This is a genomic window from Arthrobacter sp. TMT4-20 (assembly GCF_054510775.1).
This window is the reverse complement of the sequence record NZ_JBTNDW010000002.1, coordinates 44,506-65,761: the sequence shown is the minus strand read 5'-3', so window position 1 is coordinate 65,761 and position 21,256 is coordinate 44,506. Positions and strand designations below refer to the sequence as shown.

Below are 21,256 nucleotides of genomic sequence, written 5' to 3'. Positions count from 1 at the left end.
TTTGCGCACACGGGGTAACGCCGCCACGGGTGGCAGACACGTAAGAAAAGGAAGGGCCGTCTGTGAGTTCGCAGCACCGAACCGGCACCCGGCGCGCAAGGGTCGTCAAGATCTCCAGCATTATGCTGATTGGCGCGTTGTTTCTGTCGGGCTGTTCAGCTGAAGTCCAAAGGGGTTGGTTGCCCGCTGAGCGCGACAACACTAACCACACCGGCCGAATCATCGATCTGTGGGTGAATTCCTGGATTGCCGCACTGATAGTCGGCATCATCACCTGGGGCCTCATCATCTGGTGCATCGTTGCTTATCGCCGGCGCCGGAATGAGACCGGATTCCCACGCCAGGTCAGCTACAACCTTCCACTCGAAGTGTTCTACCTGACCATTCCCCTGTTCATGGTCCTGGTGTTCTTCTACTTCACTGACCGCGACCAGCAGGCGATCGACGCCCGCGTCGACAACCCTGATGTAATCGTCGACGTCCGCGGCAAGCAGTGGTCCTGGGACTTCAACTACGTCAATGAGGACAAGTACTTCAGCGGCGTCCAGGCGAACCTCACCGGCGAGGAAGGGATCCCCGAAACCCTCCCGACCCTGTACCTGCCGGTCAACCAGACGGTCGAGCTACAGCTCAACGCCCGCGACGTCATCCACTCCTTCTGGGTGCCGGCGTTCCTGCAGAAGCGCGACATGATTCCTGGTCGCACCAACTACATCACCCTGACCCCGACCAGGGAAGGCACCTTCGACGGCAAGTGTGCCGAACTGTGCGGGGAGTACCACTCGGAGATGCTCTTCAACGTTGCGGTTGTCTCGCAGCAAGAGTTCGACGCGCACATGGCCACCCTTGAAGACGGCCAGCTCGGGGAAGAATACGATCGCAATTCCTACCCGGACACTGAATCCGAAACAGCAGGGAGTAACGGCTGATGTCCACCTACGAATACACGGCTGAAGATACCGGCACCCTGGTAGCGCCGCGGGTAGTACCGAGGTCCAAGGGACGCGTGGTAGTCAGTTGGATTACTTCCACCGACCACAAGACCATCGGGTACATGTACCTGATCGCCTCCTTCATCTTCTTCTGCTTCGCAGGAGTGATGGCGCTGGTCATCCGCGCTGAACTGTTTGAACCCGGTATGCAGATCCTGCAGACCAAGGAGCAGTACAACCAGCTCTTCACCATGCACGGCACCGTCATGCTGCTGATGTTCGCCACCCCGCTGTTCGCCGGGTTCGCCAACGTCATCATGCCGCTCCAGATCGGTGCGCCCGATGTGGCGTTCCCCCGCCTGAACGCCCTGGCATTCTGGTTCTTCCTGTTCGGCAGCACTATCGCCGTCTCCGGTTTCATCACCCCACAGGGTGCCGCATCGTTTGGCTGGTTCGCCTACGCCCCATTGTCGAACACCACGTTCTCTCCGGGGCTCGGTGGTGACCTCTGGGTCTTTGGTCTGGCCCTGTCCGGGTTCGGCACCATCCTCGGCGCGGTCAACTTCATCACCACGATCATCTGCATGCGGGCCCCCGGCATGACCATGTGGCGGATGCCTATCTTCACCTGGAACACGCTGGTCACCGCGATCCTCGTGCTGATGGCTTTCCCACCACTGGCTGCCGCACTCTTCGCCCTGGGAGCCGACAGACGATTTGGTGCCCACATCTTCGATCCGGACAACGGGGGAGCGATCCTCTGGCAGCACCTGTTCTGGTTCTTCGGTCACCCCGAGGTGTACATCATCGCGCTGCCGTTCTTCGGCATCGTTTCCGAGATCTTCCCGGTCTTCAGTCGCAAACCGATCTTCGGCTACAAGGGCCTGGTTTACGCCACCATCGCAATCGCTGCCTTGTCAGTGACCGTCTGGGCGCACCACATGTACGTCACCGGAGCGGTCCTGCTGCCGTTCTTCGCCTTCATGACGATGCTGATCGCGGTGCCGACGGGCGTGAAGTTCTTCAACTGGATCGGCACCATGTGGCGGGGTTCGATTACCTTCGAGACGCCCATGCTGTGGAGCCTCGGTTTCCTGGTGACCTTCCTCTTCGGTGGACTTACGGGCATCATCCTCGCCTCACCCCCGCTCGACTTCCATGTCTCTGACACCTACTTCGTGGTGGCTCACTTCCACTACGTGGTCTTCGGAACCGTGGTGTTCGCCATGTTCGCCGGCTTCTACTTCTGGTGGCCAAAATTCACCGGCAAGATGCTCAACGAGCGGCTCGGGAAGATCCACTTCTGGATGCTGTTCCTCGGCTTCCACGGCACCTTCCTGATCCAGCACTGGCTTGGCGTCATCGGGATGCCTCGCCGGTACGCCGATTACCTGCCTGAGGACGGGTTCACTGCGATGAACCAGTTCTCCACTATCGCGTCCTTCGTTCTTGGTGCTTCACTGATTCCGTTCTTCTGGAATGTGTACATCACCTGGCGCAGCGGCAAGAAGGTAGAGGTCGATGACCCGTGGGGCTTTGGTGCGTCACTCGAGTGGGCTACCTCGTGCCCACCACCACGCCACAACTTCACCTCCTTGCCCCGGATCCGGTCAGAGCGACCAGCACTGGACCTCCACCACCCTGAGCTGCAACAGCAGCACACGCCTAGCTCGGCTGTCGGCCAGGCTCTTGGCGCAGCCGACCGGAAGGACGCCTAAACCATGAAGGTTGAAACCGGACTCTTCTTTTGGGGTTTGCCCTTCTTCCTCATCGTTGGGGTTGTCTACGGATACCTCACCGGCTGGGATGAATACGTTGGCTTCCTGGGCATTCTGCTCGTTGGTGGTCTGGCAGGAATGATCGGGTTCTATCTGGGCTTCACCGGCCGCCGGGTTGGAATGCGGCCCGAGGACAGGCTCGACGCCGAGATCCACGAGGGCTCCGGCGAACAGGGTCACTTCAGTCCCTGGAGCTGGTGGCCCCTGGCGCTCGGTCTGTCCGCCGCGACTGGTTTCCTGGGTCTGGCAGCCGGCTTTTGGATCCTCTACATCAGCCTTGGCATGGTAGTGATAGCACTTGTTGGCTGGGTCTTCGAGTACAGCCGCGGAGATCACGCACACTAACCAGGTCTGCGCTGACCACACGAGAGGCCCCCACCGTTCACAACGGTGGGGGCCTCTCGTTCGTTAACAGCTGTCCTCCGCGCCTACAATCCGCTGCGGCCCGCCCACAGCCCATGGACCAGGGGGACCGCTGACGAGACCATCAGCACGCTCCCCAGCACCAGATCATCAGGCCGGACCAGAGCACCGGCGATCAGCAGCGCACCGAACACCAGGGCCGAAGCGGTCCGTTTGAACGACCGGTCGAGCTGGGCCACCCGCCGCTCCAGGCGTGGCGTGGCAACGGCTATCGCCCCATCCTCGATGCGGGTGACCAGGCTATCCAGACGCCGTGGCAGCCGCAGGGCCACCCCGGCGGCGTCAATCGCTTGCTGAGCCACATCCTGCACCAGGTTGCCACGCTCGTCGCGGAGCAATTGCGCGGCATACGGTTCCACCGAATCCCACAGGTTGAACCGGGCATCCAGTGAGCTGGCCACTCCTGAGGTCAGGGACATCGCCCGGATAATCAGCAGGAAGTTTTCGGGGAGCTGAAACGGCAGGGAACGAACCAGGTCGCCGAACTCGACAGCAAAATCGAGGAACTCCCGCGGGTCAACCTCACGAAGTTCAGCGAAACCCAGACCGCCGAATCGGGAGAAGAGGTGAGTCATCGCCCGTTCCAGCTCGGTGGTGTCGGCCGAGGGCACCAGCACACCAACGTCGCTGATGGCTGCCACCAGTCCCTTGCCGTCGCGGGAGGCGGCAGCTATCAGGAGTTTTCGAAGTCCGTTGCGGGTGCTGAGCGGAACCTCGCCCATCATCCCGAAGTCGATGAAGGTCAGGGTCCATTGGTCGTCTGCTGAAGGGCGCCTGGTCGGGGTCACGAAAATGTTGCCCGGGTGCGGATCCGCATGGAAGTAGCCGTTGGTGAACATCTGGTCGAACATGACCGAGGCGAACACCGGAGCGACCCTGGCGGGGTCGATGCCCGCTGCCACCAGGGCTGCCGTGTCGGTGACCTTGATCGCGGTGACATCTTCGAGAGTCAGCACACGGCGCGTACTGCGCTCCCACACGACCGCCGGGACGGTCACCCTGTCGTCCTCGGCGAAGTCGGCACCAAACCGCTCAAGGTTCGCAGCCTCGTGCTGGTAATCGATCTCCAACAGACTGATCTGGGCGAACTCCTCCACCAGTGCCGGAACGTCCGCCCGACTGGAAACCAGACGAATACGGCTGAGCCAGCCGCCCACTTTACGGAGAGCAGCCAGATCAATGTCGATAATCGCGTCGATGCCCGGCCGCTGGACTTTCAGGACCACACTGGAGAGTCCGGTGTCCGCCGAATCAGGGGACCGGAGCTGGGCCCGGTGTGCCTGGCCGAAGGACGCGGCAGCAATGGGAGCTTCCTCGACCGACGCGAACACCTGCTCCAGGGGAGCGCCCAGCTCGGACTCGGCCAGAACGCGGATCGCTCTGAAGGGGACTGGCGGGACTTCGTCCTGCAACCCTTCCAGCTCCGCAGTGATCTCCGGCGGCAGCACGTCAAGTCTCGATGAGAGGAACTGCCCGACCTTGATCATCAGGCCCCCCAGGTCCACCGCCAGGACACGGAAGCGCTGGGCAAAGCGCAGCATTCTTTTCGTCCGGGTGCGCTCCGCCACTTTGCCGAGGCCGATGCGCGGCAGGAACAGTTCAAACCACCAGGTGACCGCCAGATGCCACGCGGCGAAGCGTATGATGCGGCGGTAACGGGCACGGGTCGCCCCAACGCCGGGTAGCTGCTCTGTCCGCTCCCGGCGACCCGATGCCACGCCCGTCAGTCCTGGGCAAGGATCGAGTAGAGCCGGCGTCGGGCTTCATTGAGCACCTTGACGGCTTCCTGGACCTGTTCAGGTGTTCCTGTACGCCCCACCTGGGCCGCGGCCTGGGCAAGTTCAACTCCGGCCTTCGGCAGCGCGCCGAACCCGGTGCCGGCCTCGTGGCCCATAGCCCAGGGCGCTGCTCCGCCCGCACCGGCAACTTCTTCCCGACCCGCTTCGGTCAGCGAATAGATTTTCCGACCGTTGGATTCCTCGGCGCTGATAAATCCCTCATCGGACAGTAGCTGCAGGGTCGGATAGACCGAACCGGCGCTAGGCTTCCAGCTGCCGCCACTCCGCTCCTCGATTTCGTGGATGATCTGGTAGCCGTGCATGGGCCTTTCCGCGAGCAGGGCAAGGATCGCCGACCGTACCTCGCCCCGTCCCGCCCGGGTTCCGGTGCGCTTGTCGAACCGTGACCGCAGCTCTTCGACCGCCTGCCACATGCCGTCAATGTTGTTTCCGCTGAACCCGCCTGCTGGGTATGAATTCCGCATTGCGTTCTCCCTTGAATCATCTAACGATATATAGCGATACTCAACGATACCCTCGATTTCGCGGGTAAATCAACGATCCGGGGGAGCCCTTTAGACTGAAAGCAGCCGCGTTCTTCCAAGGCTCCTGAAAGGCTCTCCCGTTGTCGAGTACCCTATTGCTCTCCCTTGAGGGAGGGCTGAATCCTGAGTCCACGGCGCCGAAACACGTGCAGCTCCGCGAGATCCTCCGCCAGCTGATCATTGACCACGCCGAGCCTGGTACCGCCATTCCCTCTGAGCGAGAGTTGACCAGACACTTCGGGGTGGCACGCATGACCGTCCGGCACGCGATCGATGCACTGGTCGCCGAGGAGGTGCTGGAACGCATCGTGGGACTGGGGACGTTCGTCGCACATACCAAGCTGGACCTGCAGATGAAGCTCACCTCCTACAGCGAGGAGATGCACCGGCGGGGTATGGTTCCCGACGCGCGGGTACTGAGCTTCGAACAGATCGGGGCAACCCCGCTGATTGCCCGCGAGCTGCAACTCGAGCAAGGCCAGCCGGTGGTCCGGTTCAGACGCCAACTGCTCGCGGATGGAGAGCCGATGAGCGTCGACGAGAACTTCATCCCGGCCCACCGGGTGCCGGGGATTCTTGACGAGCCGGCGCCGACGTCGCTGTACAACGTTTTGAGCGAACGGTTCGGCCTGCTGATGGAATGGGGCGAGGACACCATCGAGGCGACCGCGGCCTCTGCTTCGATCGCCAGGCTGCTGAACGTGGATTTGGGGGCGCCCCTCCTGAAAATCCAGCGGCACGCCTACGTGGCCAGGTCGATGATCGACTACTCGGTGTCCTATTACCGGGCGGACCGGTACAAGCTCTGGGTGCCACTCCAGCGCCCCGGCGTACGGTCCCCGCGCGCTTATACGGCGAAGCGGTTGAACAGTCCCTAGCTAGCGCTTCAGGCCAGTAGGGCCAAACCCTGCAGGAACTGCCCCCGGAGTCAGATCCGCCGGTTCCCAGCGGCCATCCTTGCCCTACGGGCCGGAGCTGTCCCGCATAGCCGGATGTGCGCCAACGAAAGAACCCGATCCAGCTATGCGCTGGACCGGGTTCTTTATCGTGTCGTGCTACTTGGAGATTGCCGCTTTGTCGTGCTGCTCGGCGATCTCGTCGTGGTGTGCGTGAGAATGCGCTGCCGCCAACTCCGCAGGCGTTACCGGTGCCACCCTGTCTTCGAAGAAGAAGCGTGACAGCCAGCCGCGGGCCTTCTCGGTCCGGGTGACGTGTCCGTTGACATCCGCCTCGGCTGGCAACACTCCTGCAGACTCGTAGTTGACCAGGTTGTAGCGCTTGTATTCGTCGAGTGGTTCGTGGACCTCGATGAACTCGCCGTGCGGGAGCCGCACAATCCGGCCGGTTTCCCGACCGTGCAGGGCGATCTCGCGATCCTTGCGCTGGAGAGCCAGAGCAATACGCTGTGCCACCATGAAGCCGATGATCGGGCCCACGAAGAACAGCACCCGCAGCCAGTAGGTCACATCGTTCAGGGATACGAAGAAGTGGGTGGCAATGAGGTCCGAGCTGGCCGCTGCCCACATGACGCAGTAGAACACTACGCCGGACACGCCAACCGCGGTGCGGAACGGTGCGTTGCGCGGACGGTCGAGCAGGTGGTGTTCCCGCTTGTCCTTGGTCAACCAGGACTCAATCCACGGCCAGGCGAACATCAGGCCGAACACGATTCCGGCCGGAACGAGGGCGGGAAGCAACACGTTCAGCGACAGGGTGTTCACGCCCCATGGCATCGGGATGTTCCACTCCAACGGCAGCCCACCGAGCCACCCCGGCATGAGGCGCAACGCACCGTCCACCCAACCGATGTACCAGTCGGGCTGGGTGCCAGCCGACACGGGGGAGGGATCGTACGGGCCGTAGTTCCAGATCGGGTTGATCGTGAACGCCGCCGAGATCGCTGCGATGATGCCAAACACGATGAAGAAGAATCCACCGGCTTTCGCTGCGTAGACCGGGCCGACGGGGAAGCCGACCACGTTGTCGTTCGTGCGGCCTGGGCCGGGGAACTGGGTGTGCTTGTGGGTCACCACCATGAAGAGGTGGATGACGATCATCAGCAGGATGATCGCGGGGATCAGCAGGATATGCAGCACGTAAAGCCGTGGAATAACCACTGTGCCGGGGAATTCGCCCCCGAAGAGGAAGAAGCTGATGTATGTGCCAACAACCGGGACGGCCTTGATGACGCCGTCGATGATGCGCAGGCCGTTACCGGACAGCAGGTCATCGGGGAGTGAGTAACCGGTGAAGCCGGCAGCCATGGCCAGGATCAACAGAACGCAACCGACAACCCAGTTCAGTTCGCGGGGACGCCGGAACGCACCGGTGAAGAAGACGCGGAGCATGTGCACGGAGACTGCTGCGACGAAGAGCAACGCAGACCAGTGGTGGACCTGCCGCATGAACAGCCCGCCGCGGACATCGAAGGAGATGTTCAACGCCGTGGCGTATGCCTCGGACATTTCGACCCCGCGCAACGGCACATAGCTACCGTCATAGTGGGTTTCTGCCATCGAGGGATCGAAGAAGAAGGTCAGGAAGGTTCCTGACAGGAGCAGGATCACGAAGGAGTACAGCGCCACCTCACCGAACATGAAAGTCCAGTGATCGGGGAAGATCTTCCGCCCGAACTCCTTGACCATCCCGGATCCGCCGACTCGTGAGTCAACGTAGTTGGTGATCTTGCCAACGCTTGTCTTGGGTTGGTAGGTACTTTGTGATGTCGTGCTGCTCATGTCAGCCACGCTCCCAGAAACTTGGTCCTACTGGCTCTTGAAAATCGCTCGTGGCGATGAGGTAGCCCTCGTCATCAACGGCGATGGGCAGCTGCGGTAGCGGTCGTGTCGCCGGTCCGAAGATGACCTTGCATTCCTGCGTGAGGTCGAACGTCGACTGGTGGCACGGGCAAAGCAGGTGATGGGTCTGCTGTTCGTACAGAGCAACAGGGCAACCCACGTGCGTGCAAATCTTGGAGTAGGCAACAATGCCTTCATAGCCCCAGTCCTCACGGCCAGGGGAGGGATTCAGCGACTCGGGGTTCAGGCGCATCAGCAGGACAACCGCTTTGGCCTTCTCCTCCAGATAGTGCTCAGAATCCGAGAGCCCTTCAGGGATGACGTGGAAAGCCGAACCGATGGTGACGTCTGAAGCCTTGATCGGGGTGCCGCTCGGGTCCCGCGCAAGCCGGGTTCCCGACTCCCAATAGGTCTGCCGCAGCACGTTGCCGGGCAAGGGGCCCAGATCGCGGAAGATGAAGACGGCCGGGAGCGGTGCCAGAAGCATCGCACCAAGGAGGGTGTTGCGAATCAGCGGGCGACGCTTGATGCCGGTTTCCTCAACGATGTCGTTGATGATCTTTTCCGCATCGGCGCGGTCGGCTTCGGTGCGGATCTCGTGCCGGTCCTCGGATACTTCGTGGTCAGGCATGAGTGTCTTGGCCCAGTGAACAATTCCCACGCCGATGCCGAGCATCGCGAACGCCGTGCCGAGGCCGAGCGTCAGGTTCTGCAGGCGGAGCGTCTCGATGGTCTCGTCCAGGGGGATGAGGAAGTACCCAACGAAAAACAGGATGGTGCCAATAATCGACACCAGGAACAGAATCGCTACCTGTCGCTCCGCGCGCTTCTCCGCACGCGGATCCCGGTCAGCCAGGCGGGGACGGTGTGGAGGCAAGCCAGGGTTCTGGAACTTCTGCACATCGCCCTGACCGGGCCTAGCAACGACGCCAGTACTCTCTGGACTGCCGTGACTATGATCGGCCATGATCCCTCGCATCCTTCTGATAAAACTTCGCTTGTGGTCTGTTGTTAAGTGTGGTGGTGCAGCCTTGAGGCAGCTGATGGAGCGTCATGTGGTTTAGGACGACCGGGCCGTCAGCCAGACAGTGAACGCGATAATGACGCCTAGCCCTGCGACCCAGATGAACAGACCTTCAGAGACTGGACCCAGCGAACCGAGGTCGGCTCCACCGGGGGAGCCCTGCTCGTCGATGGTCTCAAGGAACGCGATAACGTCGCGCTTGTCCTCGGGGGTGATGTTCGCGTCGCTGAACACTGGCATGTTCTGCGGACCGGTAACCATTGCCTCGTAGGTGTGCTTCGCCGTCGAGCCGGACAGTGCTGGAGCGTACTTGCCGCGGGTCAGCGCGCCGCCGGCTGCTGCCGCGTTGTGGCACATTGCGCAGTTGACGCGGAAGACAACTCCACCGTTTGCTGGGTCGGCGTCGGACGTGTCGAGCATGTCCTCGCTCGGAATGGCTGGTCCGGCACCCAGGGAGGCGACATAAGCGGCCATCTGCATGGTCTGCTCGTCGTCGAACTGTGGTGGCTTGACCTGCGCCTGGGGTCCCTGCATCTGCATGGGCATGCGCCCGGTGCCCACCTGGAAGTCCACCGATGCGGCGCCGACGCCAACCAGTGACGGGCCGTTATCGGATCCGACTGCGCCCATGCCGTGGCAGGTGGCGCAGTTGGCGATGAAGAGCTTCTCGCCCTCGTCGACCTCGTCGGCCGAGAAGGACTGGGCCTGGGCGTCATTGGTGCTGCTCGCCAGGGCATAGACGCCGCCCGTGAAGAGTAATCCGATGAGCAACAAAGCTACCGCTGCCAGGGGATGACGTCGCCTTTGCGAAAGTGCCTTCACTTGCTGGTTCCTGCCTTCTGTCGTGCAATCACTGCCGGTACCACTTGATGGAATTCTACACCTAGTAGAAGAGTGTTCAACTAAGGGTTACTTCAGGAAATAGATGATGATGAACAGTGCAATCCAGACAACATCAACAAAGTGCCAGTAGTACGACACAACAATTGCTGAGGTGGCCTCAAAATGACCGAACCGTTTCGCGGCGAATCCGCGGCCAATGATGAAGAGGAAGGCGATCAGCCCGCCCAGCACGTGGAGACCGTGGAACCCGGTGGTCAGGTAGAACGACGAGCCGTAGGCGTTGGATGAAAGGGAGACGCCTTCCGAAACCAATACCGCGTACTCGTAGCCCTGAACCGCAACGAAGATGGAACCCATGAGGAAGGTCAGGAGGAACCATTCGATCATTCCCCACTTGAGGGGGGAGAAGACGCTGCCGGTGCGGCGTGCTTGCAACCGCTCGGCTGCGAATACACCGAACTGGCAGGTCACCGAGCTCAACACGAGAATGATCGTGTTAATCAAGGCGAACGGTACGTTCAGCTTTTCAGTCTCCATTGCCCACATCTCACTCGAGGTGGAACGCAGGGTGAAGTACATGGCGAATAGTCCGGCAAAAAACATCAATTCACTGGACAACCAAACGACGGTTCCTACGGAGACCATGTTGGGGCGGTTCAGCGTTGGATGCGCCGTGGTGCTGGGGGCTTGAGTCGCAGATGTCACAGAGCCATTATGTCTCTAAAAAGGGCCAGTTCACCAATGCTGGGGATGCCCCGGCGCGTCCCCGGCACCGCGAAGGACTCGGCATCCCAGTAACGGCGCGGAAGTAGTGAACAGATGACTTTCTACAATTCGTAGATAACCTTGAGGTGTGACGACGATTTCAAGCCCCGACGGCGGATCCCCGACCTGGCCCGTACTCATCTCCGCGCTGATCCGGGGGGACGATCTCACCTCCGATCAGACCCGCTGGGCGATGGACCAGATCATGGAGGGCGACGCTTCCCATGCCCAGATCGCGGGATTCCTCGTCGGTTTGAGAAGCAAGGGGGAGACGGTCGGTGAACTGGTCGGGCTGGTCGAGGCAATGCTGGCTCGGGCCCACCGCATCGACGTGCCAGGGCCCACCCTGGACATTGTGGGCACCGGCGGGGATGGGCTCAACACGCTCAACATCTCGACCATGTCGTCGCTGGTGGCCGTGGGCGCCGGGGCGAAAGTGGTGAAGCACGGAAACCGCAGTGCTTCGTCGTCGGCCGGCGCGGCAGACGTGATCGAGGCGCTGGGTGTCCGGCTGGATCTCTCGATTGACGACGTCGCCCGTTCGGCCGAGGAGGCGGGAATCACCTTTTGCTTCGCCCAGGTGTTCCATCCGTCAATGCGCCACGTCGCGGTCCCGCGGCGTGAACTGGGTGTCCCCACGACCTTCAATTTTCTTGGGCCGCTGAGCAACCCGGCGGGGGTCGATGCTCAAGCCATGGGATGCGCCAGCGAGCGGATGGCGCCGCTGATGGCGGGAGTATTGGCGGCGCGGGGGATCCGGGCCCTGGTGTTCCGGGGCAGCGACGGTCGGGACAAGCTGACGACCAGTGGCTCCTCGACCATCTGGGAGGTCCGCGGCGGGACGGTGACGGAGCAGCAGGTCCACCCGGCCGACTTCGGGTTGCCGGTGTCGCCGGTCGAGGCCCTCCGCGGGGCCGACGGTGCCAGCAACGCGCGTGTGGTGCGGGCACTGTTGGCGGGGGAGCGGGGGCCGGTCCGGGACGCCGTCGTGCTCAATGCTGCCGCAGGCCTGGTGGCGTTCGACGTGGCTCACGACACGCCGCTGATCGACCGGATCAATGCGGCAATGCTGCGTGCGGAGCATTCGATTGACTCGGGGGCAGCGCAGGGCTCGCTCGAGAAGTGGGTGCGGGTAACCGGTGGTGTGGCCTAGCCCAGCCGGGTGGCCTGATCTATGACTGCGGCGACCAGCACCGGGTCGGTGACCTGATAGCTGGCGCCTTCCGTGTCTGACGCGCCGAGTGGCACGCCGGAGCCGCTGGGGCGGTGAACCGACTTGGCCGAGAGGTGGACTTCGGAAATCCCTGCCGCGGCGAGCGCCGGCAGGTCGCCGATGGTCACCCCGCCCCCGGCCAGGATGGTTAGGCCGCTGCCAGCGGCCGCCATCGATTGCAGGGCTGCGATGCCTTGCCGCGCGGTCGGAGCCCCACCGGAGGTCAGGACCCGCGTGAAACCGGCAGCAGCGATCGCGTCGAGGGCGGCAAGCGGCGAAGGAGTGTGGTCGATCGCGCGGTGGAAGGTGTATTCAAGCCCTGGGGCGGCCTGCCGCAAGGCCCTGACGGCACCAGCATCCACTCCGCCGGAGCCCGTCAGGACCCCGACCACGATGCCAGCCGCGCCCTCGTCCGCGGCAGCCGAGATGTCGCCGGCCATCAGCTCCAGTTCCGCGGGAGAGTAGACAAAACTCCCTGGACGCGGACGGATCAGCACGTGCAGCGGCAGCCCGGGGACTGTTGTTCTGATCTGCCGAATCAGACCGACCGAGGGCGTCAGACCGCCCAGCGGCAGGGCAACGCAGAGTTCGGACCGCACCGCACCGGCGTCGTACGCGATCGCCGCCCCGGCAGTGTCCTGAACCGCAATCTCAACGCGCATCCTAGCCTTCGAAGCCCAACGAGAAGGCGGTGTCCAGATCGTGCTTCGAGTAGGAGCGGAACGCGATCTGGGTGGTGGTCGACTCCACGCCCTCAATCTTGGACAGTCGGTCGGCTATGACGTCCGCGAGGTCCTCATGGCGGCTGACCCGGGCAATGGCAATGAGGTCCCATTCGCCGGTCACCGAATAGACCTCGCTGATGCCTTCGATTTCGGAAATTTCCTGCGCGCACTCCGGAATCCGGGAGGCATCAGTTTGGATCAAAACAAATGCGGTGATCATTGGGGGTCTCCTAGGCAATGGTGGGGGACTGGCTGGGGAACAAACTCTTCGGCTAACTTATCGTGAAGTGCTCCGCCACCGCAGGACCATGGCAGCGATAGCGCGGGGGAGGAGCAGCACCGCACCGAGCACCAGGACGGCGACCAGCTGGAAGCTGATCGCCATGCCGCCGCCAAGTAAGGCTCGAATCCCCAATCCGCCGACGGCGGTACCCAGCCAGATCAGCATCCCCGTCGGCCACAGCGCCGACGGCGACCGCCAGGCCCTGGACGCGCCCCAGGTGAGGAGACAGGCGGTGAGGAAGGGTGCGGCAGTGCCCAGGACGCCGAGGATCGCCAGTCCCGACTCATGGGTGGACCGCCCGGTCGCTGCGAATCCAGTGATCAGCACCAGGTCCGCAGCAAGCCAGCCCGCTACGGCTCGGCCGGTTGGTCGGGTCCGCCCTTCGGCGGGGGCGTTTTTGCTGAGGCGCGGCACGTTCACGAGGTGCTGTCGAGAATCAGCCGGGCTGTCTCTGCGGGCTGATCCCAGTGTGGGAAGTGTCCGCTCTCCTCGAACCAGTGCAAAGTCGCATCAGGGAAGCGCTGCTGGGCGGTGGCCGCCTGGCTGGGGAAGGTCACCCGGTCGCGTCGCCCCCACCCAATCACCACGTTGCCGGAGAGGGATCCGGCGGGGGCGCCCTGCTGGGTGGGCCCTTCGATCAGGGACCGGCGGGCCTCGTCCAGTCCTGGCGAGGACGCGAAACCCTGCAGCTCGGTGAGGACCAGACCAGGATCGAGCTGCCAGGGTTTAGCCGAGAACTGCGCCAGCAGCGCGCTGCGACCAATGGCTGTGCCGGTCAGGAAGGGGAGCGCGGGCTGGATTGCGCGTACCAGGGCGACCGAGGCGGTGATGCTGGTCCCGAAGATCAGCCGTTGACGGTCGGTCCAGAACCCTCCGGGGTCAAGTGAAACAGTGCTGCCCGGATGGCCGCGCCGTGCCAGCTCAAGGACAATTCGGGCACCCATCGAACTGCCCACCAGAGCTGTGTCCTGTAGGCCCTCGCTTTCGATGAAACGTTCGACGGTATCCGTCAGCGTGCCGATCGTCACCGGCCCGATGAGCGGCGGCGTGTTGCCGAACCCCGGCAGGTCCACGGCGGTCACTTCCCGCCCGGCGGTCAGCGCCGGCATGATCGGGTCCCAGGTGCGAAGGCTTGAGCCCAGGCCGTGCACCAGGAGGAGGGGAGTACCGCTGCCGTGTCGTTCGAAATGCATCGTGATCCTTCGCTGGGGAGTGCTTCAACTCTAGGCATGGTGAGGGCGCAATCGGGAACTGAGGAGGCTATTCCCCCCGGGGTGAACTAGGCCTACGCTAGGGAATATGTGCAGAAATATTCGAACTCTGTCCAATTTTGAACCGTCAGCCACCGACGACGAGATTCACGCGGCGGCCCTGCAATTCGTCCGCAAAGTCAGTGGTTCCACCAGACCGTCGAAGGCAAATCAGGAGGCGTTTGACGCCGCCGTCGAACGCATAGCCCATGTGACAGCGCATCTGCTCGCGGACCTCGTCACCACCGCGCCGCCCAAGGACCGAGAGGTTGAAGCCGAGAAACACAAGGCACGGTCTGCCAAACGGTTTGCCGCCACCGGCTGACTCCCACCGGGTTGGTAGGAGCGCCGCACAGGCCCCGGGCCTGCACCCGCTAGCTTCCGTCAAATCGAAGGAGATCACCATGGCTACCCGACTCAATCCGTACCTCAATTTCAAAGGCAACGCCCGGGAGGCCATGACCTTCTACCAGTCGGTCTTCGCTGGCGAGCTGACCATGAGCACTTTTGATGAATTCCAGGCGGCCCAGGACCCGGCCGATGCGGAAAAGATCATGCATGGGCAGCTCGAAACTGAAGGCGGGCTGATGCTGATGGGCGCCGACATCCCTACCGGCATGGAGTACACGGAAGGGGACACTTTCTCGGTGTCGCTGAGCGGCGAGGACGAGGAGGAGCTCCGCGGCTACTGGGACAAACTATCAGGCAGCGGCACGGTGACTGTCCCGATGGAGCGAGCACCGTGGGGAGACAGTTTCGGCATGTGCAAAGACCGGTATGGGGTCGCCTGGCTGGTCAATATCAACGGCTCCTAGCGCTCTGGGACTCTCCCTGCACCGGTGTTGCGCGGCATCCAATTGCGCGGAACCCAGTTGCGCGGAACCCAGTTGCGCAGAAAAGTGGGGGCCCTGCAGATGAGTGGTTGCGCTACCGCTTACCTGCAGGGCCACTACTTTTCTGGCCTGAGGTGGCGGTCGGCGATAGCCTAGCGGTCGACGGCGGCGAGGATCGCCGCACTGAGATCCGCCGGCCGGGTGAACTGGGGCCAGTGACCGGTGGGCAGGTCGACATACTCGACATTGTGGATATGGGTCAGTTCGGAAACGTTCGGATCGCCCGCATCCATCCAGTGCTGAAGTTGTTCAGAGGTGAACTCGCAGCAGATAACCGTCGCCGGCACCCTGAAGCGGCCTTCGTCGACCAGTCGCTGCTGGTCGGTGGCCACCCCCAGGGGCTGCGGGATAGCTCGGCGGATGAACGCCTGCCGGACGTCGTCGTCGAGGTCAACGAGGTCCTCAGCGTCGAAGACATCCCAGGCCGGGAGCGGGATTTCGTTGCCGTCCGCTGGCAGCTGGTCGTTGATCACGCCGCCCTCGCCGAGCGGTCCGCTATCCACATAGATCCCGCGGAGCACATGGTTGGGCCGCTGGTCGATAGCGCCGTAGATGATGGCACCGCCCGCCGAATGTCCGACCAGCACCACAGGCCGGTCCACTGCATCGATAGCGGCCACGACGGCGTCGATGTGCTGGCGGAGGCCGATGCCGGCCCGGGGCGCATCCTTGGCTTCCAGGCCGGGAAGGGTGAGGGGATGGACGTGGTGTCCAGCAGCCGTGAGCGGGGGAGTCACGTCATCCCATGACGACGCGTCAAGCCAGAAACCGGGAACCAGAATGATGTCCATGACGGGACCTTACGCCCGGTGGGGGTTCCCGGCAACCATTGACGCCCGGAACCGGAGCCGCTTCGCCCCTACCGGCGTAAAGGCCGTCGGAGTAGGTTGGGAGGGTGAGTTTCACCGTAGCAGCTGACGCCTATGACCGGCTCATGGGCCAGTACTCAGTGCCTCTGGCTGCAGAGTTTGTCCGGCTGGTTGACGTCGGAGCTGGCCTCCGGTGCCTCGACGTGGGGTGCGGCCCCGGAGCTCTGACGGCCCGGCTGGTATCTAGGGTGGGCGCTGGCCTGGTTGCGGCGGTCGACCCGTCAGAGCCGTTCGTTGCTGCGGCGCGGACCCGGCTCCCCGGAGTCGACATCCGTCCCGGCACAGCCGAGGAGTTGCCCTTTCCTGACAGCGTGTTCGATATCGCGTTGGCGCAGCTGGTGGTTCACTTCATGAGCGATCCGGTGGCGGGCCTGCGGGAAATGGGCCGGGTGACGCGCAACGGTGGGGTAGTGGCAGCGTGTGTCTGGGATAACGCTGGCGGCCGCGGACCGCTGGCCACCTTCTGGCGGGCCGTCGAGGAGGTCGGCGGACCCACGGCATCAGAGGCTAGGCGTGCGGGGACCGCTGATGGGCACCTGGCCGAATTGTTCGAGGCCGCGGGTTTGAACGAGATTGAGCAGGGGAGTCTCAGCGTGCGGGTGGAGTTCGACTCATTCGCCGGCTGGTGGGAGCCCTTCACTCTCGGCGTCGGGCCGGCCGGTGATTATATGAACGGGCTGGACCCCACGGGTCGGGAGTATCTCCGGAAGGCCTGCGCCGAACTGCTTCCCGCACCGCCGTTTATGATCGACGCGACGGCGTGGGCAGTCCGGGCGCGTGCTGGGTGACGGTCACAAGTGGCCCCTGGACCCCCTGGGTCACACAAGAGTGGTGCACCAGCACACTAACGGTCGCGCAACCACTTGGCCGGGGATGAGCCACTTTTCTGGGCACTATCTTCCGAAAGCGGGGGAGCGCCGTCGGCCGGCTGTCCGGACTCCACCGTGGGCGATTGGTCCCTGAGGAAAAACGCTCCGAGGGAACCGGCGAGGGTCGCGAAAACCGCCACAGAGTAGATGGCCAGCAGCACCTGGAGTGCGCGGGCGAAATGGTCTGTCGGAGTGATCCCGGTACCGGTAATTGTTGCCATCGAGGCTTCGAACAAAGCGTCGGTGTAGGACTCGTGGGACCCGGTGGCATAGAGCAATTGGCTAGCGGCAAGAATCACTACTGCTGTCACTGCCCCAAGCCAGCCGATCCTGCCGGAAAGCAGTCTGCCAGCGGATCTGGAGCCTCGCACGCTGGCAGAGAGGATTCCGCCGAACCGCGCGAAGCGAGCCGCCCGCAACATCCTGAACGCCTGCAGCGCCCTAAAAAATCTGAGGAACGGGACAAGCAGGAAAACTACCTGCCACCAGTTCTTCCGCCAGAACGCGGCACTGAAACTGGCGATGTAGGCTCGCAACAGAAACTCACCCACGAAAATTACCCAGAACAGCCAGCCGACAATACTGAACACCAGGACAAGCGTCGGATCCTCAGCCAGCACCTGTCCGAGCACTATGAACAGGAAAATGATGCCCAGGATGCCCATCGGTTTGTCGAGCCGCCGCGCCAGTTCTTCGGCCGATCGCAGGCGTACCCCAAGTGCTGAGTCGGAGCCTACTCCGTCATGGGGGCTGGTCATGGCGTACCGGCACCTGGCCAATTGGTGACTTCGTCGAGCGCGGATCCGCTACCGATCTTGTCCGTAGGAATGACACTGAGGGTGCCGTTGGTTTCGAGTATCACAGCCGCAATGTCAGATAGGTCTCCTGAGCCAGCGGTGCGAATTGCTTGACGTACCTCGGATTCCGTCAGACGGTTTCTGCGCAGTTCGTCAGCCTGCAGTTGCCCTCCAAGGACCAGGGCAACCGGCTTGGCCGTGACCAACGAACGTATTCGGGGCCAACGTGCCGACATCGCGGCGACCACCAACTGAAGCGACGCCAGTAGCACCAGTGCAGTCAGTCCCTGGGCGAAGGAGACCTCAGCACTGAGCAGGATGGTGGCAAGTGTAGATCCCAGGGCAACGGTGACGATGAAGTCAAAAGCATTGAGCTGGCTAAGGGTACGTTTGCCCGACGCCCGCAGGAGCACCACCAGCGCGGCATACGATACCGATCCAATGATGAGTACTCGGATAATCTGATCCCACGATTCAAACCACATGTAGAGATCGTTTCATACGGCTCGTGCCATCGCAGCAGGCTAGCGGTAGGGGACGTGGGGTTTGTTCGATCCCAGTGAAGAACCCGCCTCGAGAGGACCACCCATGACCAATGAGAAACGCTATTCACTCGTCGATCCGGCGTCACCCGCTTTCGGTGTCGCGTCAACCGCCGTGATGGGCGCCGTCACGCTCGTCGATCCTTCCAGGCTGGACGGACAGCAGCGCCGCGTCATGCGGGTGGTCTCGGCCGTAGTGTCGGGGCTCTACGTTGGCGTTACGATCGGCGGCAAGCGGCTACCGCTCAGGGCTCTGGCCGGGGTCGTTACAGGAGCTGCCACGCTTCGTTTCGCTGACACCAGTGAGGCTATCGATTTGCGACTGGAGAACAAGCTGCGCCAGGTCGGGATCCAGCACCCGCGACGATGGATGGCCGCCGGTACGGCAGCGTTCATCGCCGCCGGATTCGTTGGTGATCGTGCTGCAGCCAGAAGGCGGGAGTTCCTGGCCATGCTCGAGGATCAGTCCGAACAGGTACGGCCGCTGGACAGCAAAGTTCGAAAACTGGTGGGGGGCATCCTCAGCGCCAGCGAGGAAAGGGGGGCTCAGGAGCTCCGCGCCCAGCTGGATGCCGCCGAGGAGGTCTACTGGGACGACGAGTTCACAGGCACTGCATACTTCAAGGTCCCGGAAGGGTTGCCCCGCGCTGTGCCACACAACCAGGTATATCCGGTGCGGGCCCGCTTCATTGGACCGGACGGCGCATCACATCAGGTGCTCGTACAAGTCCTTGACGGCATGATTGACCACATCACAGCAGAGGTAACGAACCAGGAAGGCGGCGATCATGTCGAAGGCCTCCTTGAAGGGTGGCCGGACGCCGCCGAGGTGGTCTATGTCCTGGATAGCACCGACGGGACGAGCACAACGATCGGCTAAGGCCGGCTCCCCTCTGTCGAGCTACGACGGCGCCGGGGTCACAGGTCCGCCCGGGATGCTCGCCATTGGGGATCACGTGGCGGAGTCGATCTACCTCTTGCATAAGCGACTTCGGAGTGTTTAGCTTCGAGTGCGGCGCGTCCGGGCTTGGGGCCGAGATTGGGATTATTCCAGCAGGGTCGGTGGAATTGCTGAAGCCCCGCAAGAATCGCTGAACCGAGGACAGAATGCATGCGAAGCGAAACAGCGCGACCACCCTGCTCGCACTTGCCCTCCTGATGGCAGGGGCGGGCTGCTCCGTCAGCCCGGGATATTCCAGCGTCCTCACTGATGGGGGCACCGACGAAATGTGCTTCGTGGATGTGCCGCCAAGCGAGGGGAAAACTCTCGTTGGTGAGATAATCACCAACAACGGAGATCAGCCGGTCACCGTCACGGAAGTGAAGCTGCTGGATGCTCAGGACATGGTGGTGGAGGACGCCTACATTATTCCGATGCAGTCAGGCCCAGGCACTACCCTCGGCGTGAGCTCGACGCTAACAAAGGACCCTGAGGTTCAAGCCATACTGGACCGGGCCGAACCGGCTGAGGGCTACGTCATCGGCCCAGGGGAGCAGGTTAATGTGGTGACCGCAGTATCAATCGCCGCAGGTGTCCGCCAGGGAACTGCATCGGGAATTGAGGTGCGCTCTGAGCAGTGGCCGGACACCAACGTCTCTGACGCGCGAATCAAAATGACCATGACGAAAGACTCGTGTTTCTGACCACCAGATATCCGTTAGTTGACATAATGTAGATTATCGGCGTTTGTGTGAAGAGTTCAGCAGCGGATCCGGGAACTCCCTGTACCGCCAGCCTGACGGAAGATTATGAACTACTGACGATCACCAACTCGTTGCCTTCTGGGTCGGCGACCCGCCAGTGATCCTCGGATTCGTCAAGGAGCCTGCCACCAGCAGCGACGCTGGTGGCGAGGCGCGTCTGCGCAAGGTCCGGCGGCACGTCAAGCTCGACGTGTAAGCGGTTGCGCTGGCGACGGCGCTCGGTTTCGGAAGCGTCGATCTCCTGGAATACCAACACGGGGTTCAGCTGCAGCGGATCCTGGATGTCGCTAACCCCGGCCCGCTGGTCGCGGGTGTATCCGAGTGCGGCGACCCAGAACGCACGAACCGCCTCGACGTCGGCGGCGTCGAAGAAGAGTTGGGGGAAGCGTGGCAGCCCGTGGTCCGCAGTGGCTCCGAGTTCGCGTGCCACGGTCTGCAGTCCCCCAGCGAGGTGGGCGAAATCGGGGTCGAGACCGTCGGCGGCGCCCTCCCACTGGTCCTTGCCGCTGTCGAAGATCACCAGCCCGGGGCGTAAATCGATGAGCAGCGGGAAGCCCGTGTTATCGGCCAGGGCCGCTGCTGCGGTGGTCAGGTCTCGCTGCTGGGTCGATGAGGTGGTGCGGTAGCACGCCATCGCGCTGAACACCGTCTGCCAGTCGGCTGTGCCGATTCCCCCGCTGAGCGCCGCGCCAGGCACCAGGTCTACCTCGTTGCCGTCGGGGTCGGTGTGACGGACTTCGAACGGTCCTGATGCGGGACCAAGATCCGCCCGCTCGACCTCCGCAGGCGGCCGCACCACGTCCAGGTGGATGCGGTTTCGCAACGGCCGCGGCTCGGTCGACTGCCGGATCCGTAGCGCGGGGTCGCGCCGCAACGGATCCGCCAGACCGCCGTTGTCAGCAGGCGCGTAGTCGAGCACGCGTTGCCAGAATGCCCTCACCCCAGACGGATTTGGGGATTCGACGACGACGCTCAGTTGCTGCAGCACGGCAGGGTTCGCCGTTAGCCCAAGATCCTGCGCAGCCGCCGATACTGTCTCGGCGTGGCGGTCCGAGTCGAGGCGCACTCGGACGCCGGTCCTGCGCAGATCGGTCCCGACCCCGGGTGTCAACTCCAGGATGCGTCCGGCCAGCGCCGCCCCGACGGTCAGCGAACGCGCGTCGAACCATGCCGTCGCAACGTTATCGATCACCCGCCACTCCGTGCTGATCTCCCTCATACCGAA

At 62.9% G+C, this 21,256-nt stretch carries 24 protein-coding genes; 10 read left to right on the top strand and 14 right to left on the bottom strand.

Annotated elements, in window-relative coordinates:
• Positions 1 to 62: 62 nt before the first annotated feature.
• From ctaC to ACX80Z_RS03380, 3 genes are read left to right on the top strand one after another with little or no spacing between them, the layout of a single operon-like run.
• Complete coding sequence (gene ctaC, locus ACX80Z_RS03390; protein ID WP_019482758.1) at positions 63 to 929, top strand: aa3-type cytochrome oxidase subunit II; 867 nt, start codon at positions 63 to 65, stop codon at positions 927 to 929.
• Positions 929 to 2,650, top strand: a complete 1,722-nt coding sequence (gene ctaD, locus ACX80Z_RS03385; protein ID WP_019482757.1) for an aa3-type cytochrome oxidase subunit I — start codon at positions 929 to 931, stop codon at positions 2,648 to 2,650. The genes ctaC and ctaD overlap by 1 nt, the downstream gene beginning before the upstream one ends.
• Before the next feature lie 3 nt (positions 2,651 to 2,653).
• On the top strand, positions 2,654 to 3,055 hold the full coding sequence (locus ACX80Z_RS03380) for a cytochrome c oxidase subunit 4 (protein ID WP_019482756.1): 402 nt from the start codon (positions 2,654 to 2,656) through the stop codon (positions 3,053 to 3,055).
• An 83-nt stretch (positions 3,056 to 3,138) separates the two neighbouring features.
• Here ACX80Z_RS03380 and ACX80Z_RS03375 read toward each other — a convergent pair whose 3' ends face one another.
• A complete protein-coding gene (locus ACX80Z_RS03375; RefSeq protein ID WP_459314906.1) occupies positions 3,139 to 4,851 on the bottom strand; it encodes an ABC1 kinase family protein in 1,713 nt (570 codons plus the stop codon).
• 5 nt (positions 4,852 to 4,856) lie between these two features.
• Positions 4,857 to 5,396 (bottom strand): PadR family transcriptional regulator, encoded by a 540-nt coding sequence (locus ACX80Z_RS03370; RefSeq protein WP_019482754.1) that lies wholly within the window; start codon positions 5,394 to 5,396, stop codon positions 4,857 to 4,859.
• 155 nt (positions 5,397 to 5,551) lie between these two features.
• On the opposite strand from ACX80Z_RS03370, the gene ACX80Z_RS03365 reads away from it, so the two are divergent.
• Positions 5,552 to 6,334, top strand: coding sequence for a GntR family transcriptional regulator (locus ACX80Z_RS03365; protein ID WP_035747752.1), 783 nt, complete (start codon positions 5,552 to 5,554; stop codon positions 6,332 to 6,334).
• A gap of 177 nt (positions 6,335 to 6,511) precedes the next feature.
• On the opposite strand, the gene qcrB is transcribed toward ACX80Z_RS03365, so the two are convergent.
• The 4 genes from qcrB to ctaE form a co-directional block, all read right to left on the bottom strand.
• Positions 6,512 to 8,194: a cytochrome bc1 complex cytochrome b subunit gene (qcrB, locus tag ACX80Z_RS03360; RefSeq protein ID WP_024476551.1), complete on the bottom strand. Its 1,683-nt coding sequence runs from the start codon at positions 8,192 to 8,194 to the stop codon at positions 6,512 to 6,514.
• 1 nt (position 8,195) lies between these two features.
• On the bottom strand, positions 8,196 to 9,221 hold the full coding sequence (qcrA, locus tag ACX80Z_RS03355; RefSeq protein ID WP_459314905.1) for a cytochrome bc1 complex Rieske iron-sulfur subunit: 1,026 nt from the start codon (positions 9,219 to 9,221) through the stop codon (positions 8,196 to 8,198).
• Positions 9,222 to 9,314: 93 nt separating this feature from the next.
• Positions 9,315 to 10,100, bottom strand: a complete 786-nt coding sequence (gene qcrC, locus ACX80Z_RS03350) for a cytochrome bc1 complex diheme cytochrome c subunit (RefSeq protein ID WP_024476553.1) — start codon at positions 10,098 to 10,100, stop codon at positions 9,315 to 9,317.
• A gap of 87 nt (positions 10,101 to 10,187) precedes the next feature.
• On the bottom strand, positions 10,188 to 10,826 hold the full coding sequence (gene ctaE, locus ACX80Z_RS03345; protein WP_024476554.1) for an aa3-type cytochrome oxidase subunit III: 639 nt from the start codon (positions 10,824 to 10,826) through the stop codon (positions 10,188 to 10,190).
• A 148-nt stretch (positions 10,827 to 10,974) separates the two neighbouring features.
• Here ctaE and trpD point away from each other — a divergent pair, with 148 nt between their 5' ends.
• Positions 10,975 to 12,039, top strand: a complete 1,065-nt coding sequence (trpD, locus tag ACX80Z_RS03340; protein WP_459303776.1) for an anthranilate phosphoribosyltransferase — start codon at positions 10,975 to 10,977, stop codon at positions 12,037 to 12,039.
• Here the strand turns inward: trpD and ACX80Z_RS03335 are convergent.
• Genes ACX80Z_RS03335 through ACX80Z_RS03320 form a run of 4 tightly spaced genes read right to left on the bottom strand, consistent with a single transcriptional unit; the run spans position 12,036 to position 14,300 of the window.
• Entirely contained in the window at positions 12,036 to 12,761 is a 726-nt protein-coding gene (locus tag ACX80Z_RS03335; RefSeq protein WP_459314904.1) for a copper homeostasis protein CutC, read from the bottom strand. The genes trpD and ACX80Z_RS03335 overlap by 4 nt on opposite strands.
• A 1-nt stretch (position 12,762) precedes the next feature.
• The gene (locus ACX80Z_RS03330) at positions 12,763 to 13,044 is read right to left on the bottom strand and encodes an Lrp/AsnC family transcriptional regulator (RefSeq protein ID WP_019482746.1); all 282 of its coding nucleotides are present in this window, start codon (positions 13,042 to 13,044) and stop codon (positions 12,763 to 12,765) included.
• Between the two features lie 57 nt (positions 13,045 to 13,101).
• On the bottom strand, positions 13,102 to 13,527 hold the full coding sequence (locus ACX80Z_RS03325; protein WP_019482745.1) for a DUF3054 domain-containing protein: 426 nt from the start codon (positions 13,525 to 13,527) through the stop codon (positions 13,102 to 13,104).
• Positions 13,524 to 14,300: an alpha/beta fold hydrolase gene (locus ACX80Z_RS03320; protein WP_459303774.1), complete on the bottom strand. Its 777-nt coding sequence runs from the start codon at positions 14,298 to 14,300 to the stop codon at positions 13,524 to 13,526. The genes ACX80Z_RS03325 and ACX80Z_RS03320 overlap by 4 nt, the downstream gene beginning before the upstream one ends.
• A 106-nt stretch (positions 14,301 to 14,406) precedes the next feature.
• Between ACX80Z_RS03320 and ACX80Z_RS03315 the strand changes: the two genes are divergently transcribed.
• Positions 14,407 to 14,682 (top strand): DUF2277 domain-containing protein, encoded by a 276-nt coding sequence (locus ACX80Z_RS03315; protein WP_019482743.1) that lies wholly within the window; start codon positions 14,407 to 14,409, stop codon positions 14,680 to 14,682.
• 79 nt (positions 14,683 to 14,761) lie between these two features.
• Positions 14,762 to 15,172, top strand: coding sequence for a VOC family protein (locus ACX80Z_RS03310; RefSeq protein WP_024476560.1), 411 nt, complete (start codon positions 14,762 to 14,764; stop codon positions 15,170 to 15,172).
• Between the two features lie 170 nt (positions 15,173 to 15,342).
• Here ACX80Z_RS03310 and ACX80Z_RS03305 read toward each other — a convergent pair whose 3' ends face one another.
• The gene (locus ACX80Z_RS03305; protein WP_019482741.1) at positions 15,343 to 16,041 is read right to left on the bottom strand and encodes an alpha/beta fold hydrolase; all 699 of its coding nucleotides are present in this window, start codon (positions 16,039 to 16,041) and stop codon (positions 15,343 to 15,345) included.
• Positions 16,042 to 16,145: 104 nt separating this feature from the next.
• Between ACX80Z_RS03305 and ACX80Z_RS03300 the strand changes: the two genes are divergently transcribed.
• Positions 16,146 to 16,907, top strand: a complete 762-nt coding sequence (locus ACX80Z_RS03300; RefSeq protein WP_459314903.1) for a class I SAM-dependent methyltransferase — start codon at positions 16,146 to 16,148, stop codon at positions 16,905 to 16,907.
• A gap of 56 nt (positions 16,908 to 16,963) precedes the next feature.
• Here ACX80Z_RS03300 and ACX80Z_RS03295 read toward each other — a convergent pair whose 3' ends face one another.
• Both ACX80Z_RS03295 and ACX80Z_RS03290 read right to left on the bottom strand, forming a co-directional pair.
• Positions 16,964 to 17,746: a hypothetical protein gene (locus ACX80Z_RS03295; RefSeq protein WP_459314902.1), complete on the bottom strand. Its 783-nt coding sequence runs from the start codon at positions 17,744 to 17,746 to the stop codon at positions 16,964 to 16,966.
• The gene (locus ACX80Z_RS03290; protein ID WP_019482738.1) at positions 17,743 to 18,270 is read right to left on the bottom strand and encodes a DUF421 domain-containing protein; all 528 of its coding nucleotides are present in this window, start codon (positions 18,268 to 18,270) and stop codon (positions 17,743 to 17,745) included. Before ACX80Z_RS03290 ends, ACX80Z_RS03295 begins: the two co-directional genes overlap by 4 nt.
• A 103-nt stretch (positions 18,271 to 18,373) precedes the next feature.
• On the opposite strand from ACX80Z_RS03290, the gene ACX80Z_RS03285 reads away from it, so the two are divergent.
• A complete protein-coding gene (locus ACX80Z_RS03285) occupies positions 18,374 to 19,207 on the top strand; it encodes a hypothetical protein (RefSeq protein ID WP_459314901.1) in 834 nt (277 codons plus the stop codon).
• Positions 19,208 to 19,434: 227 nt separating this feature from the next.
• Positions 19,435 to 19,971 (top strand): hypothetical protein, encoded by a 537-nt coding sequence (locus tag ACX80Z_RS03280; protein WP_019482736.1) that lies wholly within the window; start codon positions 19,435 to 19,437, stop codon positions 19,969 to 19,971.
• Between the two features lie 103 nt (positions 19,972 to 20,074).
• Here ACX80Z_RS03280 and ACX80Z_RS03275 read toward each other — a convergent pair whose 3' ends face one another.
• The gene (locus ACX80Z_RS03275) at positions 20,075 to 21,250 is read right to left on the bottom strand and encodes a VOC family protein (RefSeq protein WP_459314900.1); all 1,176 of its coding nucleotides are present in this window, start codon (positions 21,248 to 21,250) and stop codon (positions 20,075 to 20,077) included.
• Between the last annotated feature and the right edge of the window lie 6 nt (positions 21,251 to 21,256).